The 11,902-nt window shown below is 46.0% G+C and carries 16 protein-coding genes; 1 reads left to right on the top strand and 15 read right to left on the bottom strand.

Annotated features, from left to right (window positions below):
* Positions 1-148 precede the first annotated feature (148 nt).
* From Q7J27_08175 to Q7J27_08165, 3 genes are all read right to left on the bottom strand, one after another.
* Positions 149-361 (bottom strand): hypothetical protein, encoded by a 213-nt coding sequence (locus Q7J27_08175; protein ID MDO9529121.1) that lies wholly within the window; start codon positions 359-361, stop codon positions 149-151.
* Positions 362-644: 283 nt separating this feature from the next.
* Positions 645-1,058 (bottom strand): single-stranded DNA-binding protein, encoded by a 414-nt coding sequence (locus Q7J27_08170; protein MDO9529120.1) that lies wholly within the window; start codon positions 1,056-1,058, stop codon positions 645-647.
* 679 nt (positions 1,059-1,737) lie between these two features.
* On the bottom strand, positions 1,738-2,184 hold the full coding sequence (locus Q7J27_08165; GenBank protein MDO9529119.1) for a hypothetical protein: 447 nt from the start codon (positions 2,182-2,184) through the stop codon (positions 1,738-1,740).
* Between the two features lie 143 nt (positions 2,185-2,327).
* On the opposite strand from Q7J27_08165, the gene Q7J27_08160 reads away from it, so the two are divergent.
* Complete coding sequence (locus tag Q7J27_08160; protein ID MDO9529118.1) at positions 2,328-3,107, top strand: hypothetical protein; 780 nt, start codon at positions 2,328-2,330, stop codon at positions 3,105-3,107.
* Positions 3,108-3,163: 56 nt separating this feature from the next.
* Here Q7J27_08160 and Q7J27_08155 read toward each other — a convergent pair whose 3' ends face one another.
* The 12 genes from Q7J27_08155 to avs1c form a co-directional block, all read right to left on the bottom strand.
* Positions 3,164-3,466, bottom strand: coding sequence for a hypothetical protein (locus tag Q7J27_08155; protein MDO9529117.1), 303 nt, complete (start codon positions 3,464-3,466; stop codon positions 3,164-3,166).
* A 10-nt stretch (positions 3,467-3,476) separates the two neighbouring features.
* Positions 3,477-3,656 (bottom strand): hypothetical protein, encoded by a 180-nt coding sequence (locus tag Q7J27_08150; GenBank protein MDO9529116.1) that lies wholly within the window; start codon positions 3,654-3,656, stop codon positions 3,477-3,479.
* A 98-nt stretch (positions 3,657-3,754) separates the two neighbouring features.
* Complete coding sequence (locus Q7J27_08145) at positions 3,755-4,324, bottom strand: hypothetical protein (GenBank protein ID MDO9529115.1); 570 nt, start codon at positions 4,322-4,324, stop codon at positions 3,755-3,757.
* Positions 4,325-4,348: 24 nt separating this feature from the next.
* Entirely contained in the window at positions 4,349-6,598 is a 2,250-nt protein-coding gene (locus Q7J27_08140) for a RepB family plasmid replication initiator protein (protein ID MDO9529114.1), read from the bottom strand.
* A complete protein-coding gene (locus Q7J27_08135; protein ID MDO9529113.1) occupies positions 6,586-6,840 on the bottom strand; it encodes an AlpA family phage regulatory protein in 255 nt (84 codons plus the stop codon). Before Q7J27_08135 ends, Q7J27_08140 begins: the two co-directional genes overlap by 13 nt.
* A gap of 329 nt (positions 6,841-7,169) precedes the next feature.
* Positions 7,170-7,958 carry a hypothetical protein gene (locus tag Q7J27_08130; GenBank protein ID MDO9529112.1) on the bottom strand — a complete coding sequence of 263 codons (789 nt, stop codon included), beginning with the start codon at positions 7,956-7,958 and terminating at the stop codon, positions 7,170-7,172.
* Positions 7,959-7,975: 17 nt separating this feature from the next.
* Positions 7,976-9,175, bottom strand: a complete 1,200-nt coding sequence (locus Q7J27_08125; protein MDO9529111.1) for a hypothetical protein — start codon at positions 9,173-9,175, stop codon at positions 7,976-7,978.
* Between the two features lie 46 nt (positions 9,176-9,221).
* On the bottom strand, positions 9,222-9,422 hold the full coding sequence (locus Q7J27_08120) for a hypothetical protein (GenBank protein MDO9529110.1): 201 nt from the start codon (positions 9,420-9,422) through the stop codon (positions 9,222-9,224).
* Positions 9,400-9,645: a hypothetical protein gene (locus tag Q7J27_08115; protein MDO9529109.1), complete on the bottom strand. Its 246-nt coding sequence runs from the start codon at positions 9,643-9,645 to the stop codon at positions 9,400-9,402. Before Q7J27_08115 ends, Q7J27_08120 begins: the two co-directional genes overlap by 23 nt.
* A 22-nt stretch (positions 9,646-9,667) precedes the next feature.
* A complete protein-coding gene (locus tag Q7J27_08110) occupies positions 9,668-10,723 on the bottom strand; it encodes a hypothetical protein (GenBank protein ID MDO9529108.1) in 1,056 nt (351 codons plus the stop codon).
* 42 nt (positions 10,724-10,765) lie between these two features.
* On the bottom strand, positions 10,766-11,122 hold the full coding sequence (locus tag Q7J27_08105; protein MDO9529107.1) for a helix-turn-helix transcriptional regulator: 357 nt from the start codon (positions 11,120-11,122) through the stop codon (positions 10,766-10,768).
* Positions 11,123-11,510: 388 nt separating this feature from the next.
* Positions 11,511-11,807: an AVAST type 1 anti-phage system protein Avs1c gene (gene avs1c / locus Q7J27_08100; GenBank protein MDO9529106.1), complete on the bottom strand. Its 297-nt coding sequence runs from the start codon at positions 11,805-11,807 to the stop codon at positions 11,511-11,513.
* Between the last annotated feature and the right edge of the window lie 95 nt (positions 11,808-11,902).

The raw sequence follows: 11,902 nt of genomic DNA, 5'->3' as shown, positions 1-11,902 counted from the left end.
TCCTCCCCAAATGATCGGTAAATACCAAACCACTTTAGCAGGAAGACAACGGCTCCGGGTGGTCAATTTTCGGTTATCACTACCCCCTTCTTCTGGTCAATTTTCGGTTATCACAACCAGACATCACGCTTCTTAAAGATTAATTCCGTTATTTTTCTCTTTTTACAACAACCTGATACATATCGTCCTCAAGTTCTGAAACCGATATGACATAATTGTATTGGATGCTGTATGTGGGAATCTCTCCAAAAATCTCCAGTACTTTCTTTTTAGTTAGCACGTGAGAATGGGCTTGGCCCGGTTTGATGTAAATTCCCCCTTGTCTGTCAGCAAGAACTTCTGCAAAGCCTCGTATATTCATTTCCTTGTCCTTTCTCTTGTTCTTCGCTTACAGGGCGCAGAACCTCATAAAGAGATCCGGCTCCTCGCAAAATCTTATTTTGTTAAATGGGATTTTTCTTACAGAACTACCGCAAGGGAGAGAAGTACTGTCCCCCAGACTATCAGGTTCAAAATTGCGAATACTTTCATCTCATCTTCCTTTCTCTGTTGTAGAGGGGAAGACATAGATTTCCCAAAGGGAAATGTCTTCCCCCCTGGGGTTTACTTAGATATTATTGATTGATCGTACTTAAGGTTTATTCCTAAAAAGGAATGTCATCGTCGGCGCCAATAGGGCCCGTCCCATTATCTTCAGAGTGGGATTGCGCGGCGTGTTGGGGTTGTTCATTGCTTGATCCGCCCAACATTTTCATGCTTTGAGCAATAACCTCTGTTGTGTATCGTTTGTTACCACTTTTGTCTTCCCATTGCTTTGTCTGAATCTTGCCTTCAATGTAAATGAGCTTCCCTTTAGTGAGATACTCACCACAGACTTCACCAAGCTTCCGCCATGCAACTACTTTGTGCCATTCTGTTTTCTGAACTTTTTTGCCGTCTTTATCTTTCCACTGTTCGTCAGTGGCAAGGCTAAATGAGGCAACGGGTGTACCGTCCTGGGTATACTTGACTTCAGGATCGGTTCCTAATCTTCCAACTAAAATAACTTTGTTTACCATGATTCTTTTTCTCCTTTTCTTGTTGTTTGATTTGGTTGTTACTGTTGATTGTTTCTTCGATTCTTTAATTCTTTTTTTGGTTGTTTTCCTCCTTTCTTGATTGTTTTTGCACATAAAAAAACCCGACTCGTGTAATCAACATTCCCCAAATCCATGGTCATCAATCAGGTAGAACCTAAAAGAATAGAATGTTTCATCAAAAAATCAGGTTATTAATTGTGCGTATTTGCTACTTTTGTAGATACAGCTCTCCCCTTGAGGAGAATTACTAAATTTTTCCGTCACCGAAAACCACAACTGCCCTGGAATCCACCAGCTAAATAAGTCGCATCAGGCGTAAAAGATCGGGGAAATCCGATGTTTTACATGGCTGTGTAATCTACTTTTTTGAGGGCTACATAATGACTATGTTATGTGTCCTTTGTCTCCCAAATGGGAGCCGCAATAAGTAAAAATCACTTATGCAAATAAACTCTTGTGCTAAAAACAACACTAATGGAGTGTTCCAGCAAAGCTGAAGCACTCCGTAGGGCTATTTTAAAAATACGTTGGTTAGATGGTTGACAAGTTACGCGCCTCTGTTACAAAGTTTTGAACATATTTTCCAGACATGCCATTTTGGGGATAGCGTTATCCGGTAAAATTGTCCGTTCTTATTCTAAGACTATATTGTCTCCTTTCAGCTTATGACAGGATCTTTATCATCACTGTCTGTAACAGGTTTTTTGTCTCCGTTACCGTCGGATTTCTTTACCTTGGTTGCCGAAGCTTTTTTACCTGTCGCTCTGATCCGATCAGGCACCTTTTCCCCTTTCATCTGTAATATTCCCCGAGGTGTTCTGTATTCCGTCTCGCAAACCACACTCATTTCTTCAAGAAGATCGGATAGAGCTATTATACTGTTCTTATACCGGGTAAGTAATGGAATAACCTGTTCAGGTTCAAGAGATATAAGAAGCCTATTTCTTAGTGATTTTATAACCCAGTCCGCATTACGGGCCAGGTCAAGAAGTGAGTAAGTGTCGGGGGTGTTGCAACGTATGACTCTGGCGTTGCGCTCTCTAGCCATTAACTCAAATTTTGAGGGTTCGTGTGAACCTGTGGTCTGAACATTTTCGCTTGGCATTTTCTTTTTTCTCCTTTAATGTGTTTTTTGTTTTTGCTTGTGTTTTTTGTTCGACCTCTTTACTTTTGTAATAGGAGGCTGATGAAATATTTTATGCATGCTCTATTACTAAAGCAAAAGATGTATTTTTTACGGGAAGAAGAATGCCTGACACTAAATTAATCAGAGCCCTCGGTATTTCGAAGGATAAGGCAGATATTGCACTTGAACTCACAATTAAAGATGCCTTGTCTAATTATTTTAACACGCATGAGTGTGATATTGTTGTTGATATAGAAGATAAAACTGCCACACTTTTTTGGAAGGTTCCTCAGAAAGTAGAGATAGAAGAGGCACAGGCAATTGATCCTCATGTTAATTTTTGTGATTCTCTACCCCTTACACTTGATTTTGCCTCTTTCCCAAAGCCTATAGTCGATTCCTGCAGGCGTGTCTTTCCCCGTGTACTGGAAGAAATGAAGGCCAGAGAGCAGTACATACTATGGAAAAGTAATGTCCAAAAGGCTGTGGAGGGTGTCATTGTAGATGTGGATGAAAGCCGGAGATGGCTTGAGGTTGATTTATCAGGGCAGATAGGAATCATGAGAAGAGAAGAATGGATTCCCAAAGAGGCTCATCGCTATAGAAAGGGCCGGGTATTCCTTTTCTATGTTCTAAAGGCTACTTTAGGAAGGAACATTGTCCAGGTCTTCTTGTCCAGATGCAGTATTAACCTGCCCTCCGTGATTCTCAAGCAGAGAATACCCTGGATAAAGTTTCATTGTAGAAAAAGATATGCGGGGTTCAAGTCTTGGGTCCATACAAATTCTAAAGATCAATTTGTGAAGGACGCGGCTATTGCTGCCCGGCAAGAACTAAACGGAGAGGTGATAGAACTTATCCTCTCCTCTCCTCTCCTCTTCCCCCCATTCCCCCCAGTTTAAAAGTACCTTACATAGAGCCTCGGCGGTGCCAGCTGGGACGGCGTTCCCAATTTGTTTTACTTGGTCGGTCTTTGTCCCAGTGAACTTGCAATCCTCCAGCGACATGGCTGTAACCTCTCCCATCCCTCTGCATCATCAAGGCCGCTTACCTTATTGACCTGCAACTCCCCGGTCCAGAGCGTTCGGCAATACTTCATGGGCCCGCACCTCAGAATTGCCGCCTTGACTTCCGGCGCTGTCTGCTTCCTCATGTGCTCCATACCTCCGCTTTCTACCGCACTCAGGGACAGCCCGAAGAAGATCACCATGACCGTCAGAGTTACCCACCAGAGGCAAAAGGGGAGAGTTAGGGGGTTCATAAGTCCTCCATCAATCGTAATTGGAAAAACATTCAGGGCATAACGGATGATGCTTCCAGGGGTGATTCTTTTCTATCCAATATTTTTTCGCAACAAACCGTCCGCAATCACCACATCTTTTTAAATAATTATCTGGGTTTTTTGTTTTTTCCTGCTCTATGGATTCCAAATATTCAGTGTAACTATTCATACCCCGTTCCTCCCTGTCTATCCTTGTGCTGTTTACGCCTTCGAGTAGGGATTTCTCCGCTCTAATACTTAGCGATAGCCACTAATGGTTGGTAATAATTAGTTTTGGTTATCTGCAGTTGTCATCTCTTCATGAGTTGTGGCTTCCTCTACAAAAAGATAATCTTCAATTTTTTTATTTAATTGGTTGATTCGCTGTATGGTTAAATGCTCTTTATCGGCTATGCTGCCCGGAGATATTGAGTCCTCGAATCTTTGAGCAATATCACTATAGCCGTTTGATAAGGACTTTTTCAGGAGTAGGAACGCACCTTTTTTTTGCTGGGAAATTTCAGAGATTACCTTTGTATCCGCTTCACCTATAAAATATTTGTTGGTATATAGATCAGTGGCATTTATGTCGTTAGTGTCCATATGTTCTTCATACGATGTTATTTCGGGCTGGGCATATCGGGACGTACTGAGTTCTTTGCACCGACTAAGAATATATATCCAGGCCCACGCGATTATCGCCGCACTACTCTGCTCTTTATGCCACCGGTTTACTCCATTCATTGCTGCAATATAACCCTCTTGTAATAGGTCCTCGTATGGCATATCTACACTGTTTTCATAGCGTTTCGTTATTGTTTTAACAATTATCGATATTCTCGATATGTACTTTTCCATAATGGATTCCCTCTACGAAAATAACTAATTGCCGGCCGCAAATGATTGATTATTTCCATTCAATTGATCTGAGATTTCTCTGGCAACAAGGGATCTCATCTTTGCTTTCACGCAAGCGCTCAGGATTGTGCTATCAAGTCGCTTCTCCGGTTCGGTTAATTCTTCGTATGCGCGGGACCGAAGCTGATTAATCTTCTCCTGAGGCATAACTCTTATGTGTTCCCTGACGGATAAATGTAGCCTCTCCTCCTCTCTCATTTTATCTGCTTCTACTTGCTTCGCAGCTTTCCTATGCTGTTTGTGCTCATCCTCTTGGTTCTTATCTTCCTGCCATTCCTTGCCCCAATTATTGAGTATGGATTTTGTGAGATATACCCGGTAGCTTTTACCTGCCGTCTCGTTGGCATACAGAATATTTTGTTTTACATATTCAAAACCATGCTTATCCAGGGCTTTGGCTACCAGCTCGTGGATTGTATTCTTCTCGCGGTGCTGTTCGGGCAATAGGGCGATTAAAGCCTCACAGTTTTCCACCTGAGCTTCTGTGATTTCTGTTGCACAGGACTGTGGGGGTGCTGTTTTCTCGGGCTTAGAGGGCTTAGAAGCTTTAGATTTTCTGAATGTAAATATTGCTTGCCCCCGCTTCGGGCGTTTGGTTTGCAGGGTAAGATTCAGTGAAGTTTTGGCATTAATTGTATCAACGGCTGTCGTGATTCTCGGGATAATAACGGCTACATATTTTTGTTTCATCGGTATCTTGGCTGAGAGTTTTAGCGCATTAATGCTCCATTCATTGCGCCCCTGGAATGATTTAATCAGGATTTCATAGAGTCGTACTGCCAGGGGAGAACCGAGCGACTTCATTTGCTGAAAGTCAATATACCGAAAATAATTAGAGTTCTTTATCTGTTCAAGCCATTTAGGGGCAAATCTGATATTGAGATGCCCTGTGCCTTTTTCCAGATCCCATTCGTCTATGATGCCGAAGTTCATAGTCTGGTAATCTTTGCCGTCATAGAATGTACCGGTAAACTTTATTCCCACCATCTTCCAGCGCTCTAAGCTGTCCTTGAGCCGGTCTGCCCATTTTTTTCCCGGCGCAATCCCACATCCCCTCAATATCTCACGTTGTGTCAGGGTTAGCTCCTCTTTCCACCCCGCCTGTTGAGACTGGAGCATGAGATGGTAAAGAAATATTATGTCTGTCCTGGTGGGTGCTTTGTATCCAACCCTGTAGGTGAACCCCTTGCGGTCAGTCCATACTAATCCCGCCCCCGCCTCTTTCTGGTCTTGAAACCAGACGGGGTATTCGTAAAAGTTGATATCCTGCTTAACAAGTTCTTTCATATTTTGAATCTCCTTTGCTGAGAACAGAAAGCGTGGTATCTGAGAATAGAAAGCGTGGTATCTGAGAATAGAATATGCCCGCTGGCCCTTTGGTGGCGTGGGTCTCCCAAACTGGACAAGTATTAGACTACATATTAGACTACTACTACGACTACTGGAGTTTTTAAAAAGCGCTTTTTTAGGGAGTTGTCTTGAGAGTTGTTGTTGTTGTTTCTTCTTGATTAAAAGATAAAACAAAAACCTCGATCCATGATTATGGCTAAGATTATTCTTGCAATTTGAGGGATCTGTTTTTAGAACAGGGGCGGTTATTTCGGAGTGTGAGTGGACTTGATAATTGCTGGGCAGGTGGAGGCCTGCTGGCACAACGTAATAAGCTTCTGTAGATATCTTGTAATATTGGGATGTTATGAAGATGAAGGGGGTGGGATGGATTATAGATAGACCACTGTTATTCAACAATTTTGAGTAAGGGTAAAGACTCTCTCTTAATCGTCGAAGTGCTTCCGGGAAGCTGATGTCCACTTTCCCGTCAAACTCCCCGATTTTGGCCAAGCTGACGTGCCGGTTCATCAAGGTATTGCAGTCTGGGCAGATGGCAACGAGGTTGCCGAATTTCTCGGTAATGGGGGAATAGTCCGCCATGTTGCCGGCAGGCGATTTGGGGGCGCGACAGCGGACGCAATAGAGTTCCCCTGGTTTACAAGGCTGCTTGTTTTTCAGACGGCGAGCCTGAAGAAATGCCACCAGGACATGACCAAGAATCAGCATCGGGCGTTTGTCATCGGTGGTGGTTAGACCGTCCTTGACCCAGTGGCGCACGGTATTTTTGTGAACTCCAAACAGGTTGGCGATCTCTTCCACCGTGTAGGTACGGTGGATTTTTACAAGACGGTGGTTGGGGTGACGTCTTCTCATCGCTCCCATTCCTTCGCCTCTTTACGGGCCGTTTCCAGCTTTACCACCAGAACACGGATTTCGTCATCTGTGTCCCCGGCAATGCGCGCCGCGTTGATAGTTGCTACTTCGTCGGAGGGCCACCCGACCGCCCGAGGGCCGAGGGAGACCGGTTTTGTCCATAACCCTTGTGAAATCCGCAGATAAATGGTGGAGCGGGAAAGCCCCGATGCAAATTTGACGGCTGGGATTCTCAGTATGGTACGCTTCATCTTCAAACCTCCTTGACGAGTATTGGAAATCTTTAGACGAAGCGTAAATGGGCGATTTGGGCGATACAATACCCGGGCAAGGCCCGCCTTGGATGATCCATTCCTTGCAATATCAAATATTTGAGGCTTTAAGGATCAGTGCGCCAGAATAGGCGCAATTGAGATTTCACTATTAAGAGTGTCAGAAAATCAGTGGTTTACCGTAAGGTGGAGTTGGGCGAAAAGATTCCGCCCAACTTTTTTTGGATTTATCAATTTTCTGCGAAATTTTGTTTTAAAATAGATAGCCCAATATGAGCGCTTCAGGAAGTAATCCCTACCATGATGAATTATTTTTTCATCTGTTTACGGATGGTTTCGTTGTCCCGACCACGGGCAATATCCATTTTGGCAATCTGCAGTGAGTACCAAACGTCGGACATCCCAGGGCGTCTTTTGCGCAATGCACGATATTCCTTCCGCCAGCTTTCATACATCGCTTGTGTATCCAGCTTGCGCGCTTCGCGCTTAACGTCGCTTGGAGTGTATCGGTTATCTGCCGTGGAAGCGGCATCAACCAGCCGTCGGGCCTGAGCAGTATCGAGCGAATACGCGCCATCGTGAAATTCAATGAACTCTACTAACGGAACCATGTTGCTTCCGGCTACCAGGGCCAATGTGCCGGAAGCTTCGAGGCATAACATCTGGCTACGCTTATCTCCGAACACAATGCCAATCTCCCATCGGCCCGCACTATTCACTTGCCTGGCCTGGCGTCGCAGGTCAAGACTCGATGCGACAAGCTCGGATACCAAATCAGCGCTGCATTGCCATTGGATTAATCTTTCGGAGGAAACAGCCACCCGGTTAATATCGCTCCGCTTATCGCAAACGATAAATGAAGACGGGTGGCCTGCCGTTGCGGGAAGGGTATGAACTGGCATCACACAATTGTGTTCACAGCCCGGACATGTCGCGCTTGTTGCCGGCCGCGCTTTCACAATCAATCTCTGTGTTTTCATGGCCTTGACTGCTTCAAGTGGCCATTGGTGCAATTCTTCGGCACTGACCGGGATTGCAATGCCATTGCATGCGCCCAACCGCTCCAAAAGCTCAGACAGAATATTAATCGGCGTCATATGATCACAGCATTCCGTCACTCAGCGCACTCCTCCGGTTCCTTGGGTTCAATCCCGGAGCTCACCAGCATAGCGCGCAGTTTCAGACCGAGCTCGTCGTATTTGAGCGAACAGGAGTTGGGATAGGTAATGCGGATTGTCACCCGTTGTGCCGGTTTGTCAGGATCGACCACAACCGAGACCGCAATCTCTGCCTGTGTAAGATTGTACATATCCAGCGGGATCGTTTTTCCAATCTGGTCAAGCAAAGCATAAACGGCATCCCGATTATCGGACGCATCGGCTTCCAGCGTAATGCGATCCCCTTTCTTCACTCTCGAAGAAAGCCTTAGTTTCTTCACCGCCACCTCCTCGATCCCGCTTCCAGCATCGTAGATAAATTCAAAGCTACGCTGGAGCAGCGGAGACAGATCGTAGATGCGTTGGTCCTTTGGATCCGGCGGCAGTTTGTCGAGCTTGAGTATCGCCGTTGCGAACATCCCTTGGAGGGATTCAATGGCCTTGTATGAACCTCGAAAGTTAAGATCGAGAGAACCCTCCTTTTGCGAGTACACATAAATTACCTCGAAAGCCGGGTTATGCGGCCGACGGTCAAACTCACCATTTACCCACTCGATACTTTGCTGCGAATAATCTTCGGGGTAAGCGAAATAATAATCAAGCTCCCCCCGGCGGAAAGGTTCTACGACGCAATTTTTCCCCCGTCCCTCGGTATGGTGGAAGTAATGGCGGATCAGCTTGGCCAGTTGCTGAAGACTGTCCTCGTCCACCGCTGCCGTTCGGTGCTGCAGATTTTTACGCTTGCGCCAATAGGGGTGCGTATCCGCATGATAGAAGCGTGTCGCCCCCCTCCAGAAAGGATTGTGGTCCAACAAGATGATCATTGCCCGCTCATAGTGATTGGATAAGACCGAGAGCATTTCAACAAAAGATGTGAGGGCATCCGGGGTTTCCTGCATTTGCCAGCTCGCCTCATCAATGACTGCCCTAAAGCCCTTTTCACAACTCATCTCGAAGATGTCCCTAAATTCACTATCCATCTCATTACGCTGACCGTACGGCAGAGCCAGCCAGGCGGTAAACAGCTCGTCAGGCTTGCCCTCCTTCATGGCGGCAAAATCTATGTTGCCAAATAACCCCCGTCCCTGAAAATAACGAGCGAGCAGGGCATTCGGCATTTGTCTGAGAAAGCTTCTTGTTGAGTATTGCCTGGCCATACGATTTCTCCCTTCTTTTTAATTTTTTTTCACAAAACTATAAGGTCTATTTCAACTTCGGTTCAAAGTGATTGCAGCCTACATCCACTTTGTTCGGAGGTATTTGCTTGTCCTTCCTCCCATGCTTGGAAAACCACGTGCAGACACCCAGGAACGTATCCTGCCGGGTAATGTCCTGATATCTGCAGTTCCAGCAACTCATCTCGCTGTCGTGCGGGGATACATTACTGCCCTTTTCTGCTGCCACTTTGCGCCCTCCGGAAATACGCCATTGCAATCCTCAACCTGTTCTCCATTTCAACCCGATGATTCAGAGAAACTGCATTGTGAGTGATATGCCATGTGAGGACATTGTAGAATGTCCAGAGTCTCATTACTGGGAAATTATCGTTATCATATCCACTCGCTTTATGATCAATTTGATGCTCTATCTCCTCCGTTGCATTCTTTCCGAACTTCATTGTCTTCATAACTTTTTCGTATATTGCCCGTTCATTCTGATCTTCCCGACCACTCTCTGACCTGGTCCGGAGATTGCGGTTTATCGATGCGGATAATATTACCCGGATCGACAGAATCATTTTCTGGGAGGGGAGTCTGTCTTTTGCTTTTTCCCAACTGGATAACGCTTTTAAGCTTGCTCAAGATATCTGAGCCGGGCAAGGGCTTACAGTCGGAATAATAGTCGAACCAAGGCAAACCATGAGATGTGTACTCCCTGGCAGTAGGCGCCTTGGTGGAAGGATTATTCCCGGTGATGGCTCGCCAGGTTTGCGAATTGGCCAGGTGAACAAAACAGCGGCTGGACGTGTTCATGTCCCACTCTGACAGATCAAAGGTGTCCTCGTATATCTCCTGGCGCATGCGACCACCGACTGCCAAACCCATGTCTGCTTCCTTTACCCTTAGCATTGATATGCCCTCAGATGCACTTGAGTACTGGTAGATACCTTTTCGTATTATTTTAGGGGGTCTCTGGGGCCAGTGTTTTTCAAAGGCCTCTTTCTTCATGGGATACACGGCGATCTGCACGCCTCCCACGTCTTCACTGCCGGTTATCTGTCCCTCCGCGCTGTAGCCTTCTCCCAGCGGCATTGCCACAAACTGACGGATGAAGCCTTTTTCAACGCTGTATCCGTCAAGCCACGGCTGGTCTGGGGTAACCATGTAATCCTGCGGGTCTCGTGACAGGCCGTTCGACCAGAACTCACCGGTAATGGCGTTTATCTTACCCGTGGCCACCTTGACGGCGAATGGATAGCGGGCTTGATGCTCATCTACATATGATGATTCAAAATTGATCCACATGGCTTCCGACTGATACAGGGGCAACATCACCCCGCCGTGCTCGATCCAGCTTTCCGGTACAGCCTTCCTGTGGTCATCAACATGCACAAGGGAAAATCGCCCAAGGCCCGGGGGAAGTGGATAGTCCTTTCCATCATCAGGGATACGCAGCGTCCTCATGAAAGAGATGGTCAGCGTTGCCTCATGTGTTGTTGTTTCGGGAAACGTACACACCAATGAGTCGTTCTTGAGTTCTATCATGCTCCCTCCCATGCACAACAAACGTAAGTTTTCTGTCGAATGTCACCAGTTTCCATCTCTGACCTCCCGTACCAGGCGAAGAACGGCATGATCAGGCATCTCTTTCATTTGTCTGATGAGCTCGGCAAAAAGTTCCGGCCGCTTTCGGATGATCTCCTGGATGTCCGAGGAAACCTTTCCGCTTAAGGCAAGAAGTAAATCGGGGTTTTCACCGAGGTCAAGGCTCAAGGATATGATCTTTCCCTCGGAAAGAGGGGCCGGGAGTCCCCGCTCAATCTTACTCAGGTACGAAGGCTCGATCCCGACTCTTGCCGCCACTTGACGCAGAGAATACCGCCCGTCCTTCTCTTTCAAGGCTTCGCGTTTTTCACGAATGTATGGACCAAATATGTTACTCATGGTGACATTGCGTACTACACAGTACACAATGTCAAGAATAATTTCCCCCCAGAGGGTTGAAGTGCGACATAATGTCAACGACTAAACCGGACCACTGACAAAAATCGGCACACAGTGAGCAGTAATATTCTGATGCAGTTTTTACTGGAATCTTGGTATTGCCCTCTTAATCAGATTACATTGCACCACTATGTTATCGCTTGTTTATTGTAGTCAACAAGGAAAGCTACTGCATTTTTGTAGCACATTTGTACACGTAATGTTCAGGTGCAATCGAAGAAAAACCAAAATGAGCCGGTTCTTGTTAGCTACAACCGTTGGCGGCGAGGGCAAGATAAGATTTAGCAATGCTGGGTGAAAGCTTCTACAAAAATTATAAGTGTCTACTTTACTCCTTTGGTTCATCTTCTGTAGGCTCTGGTGAGCTATCCTTTGGTCCTCGGGTTTTTAACTTTTCCTTGAACTCTTCACTTTGAAATTGAACCATCATGTTTGCTTGTAGTCGCGCCGATTCATTTACACTGAGAAAATCGATCCGACCGTTTGGCAAAAATCTGATCTTCTCGATTCCCACTGTCAGGCCTCGAGCGATGAAAAACTTCCCTTTATGAATCTGCTCTCGGAGAAGATGAAAGCGGCGCTCGAACTCGGCACGTGTCATCGGGGTCTGCATAGTTTCTATCATGGGCTATACCACCTATATCAAGAGATTGTTTTGTAAGTCGACCATAGCGACTGTTTCCCCATTCACACGAAGAATCCAGGCCAGTTTTTCCCCAC

It is taken from the genome of Syntrophales bacterium (assembly GCA_030655775.1).
GTDB lineage: Bacteria > Desulfobacterota > Syntrophia > Syntrophales > JADFWA01 > JAUSPI01.
Note: the sequence above shows the minus strand (reverse complement) of the source record. Positions and strands in the feature narration are given on the sequence as shown.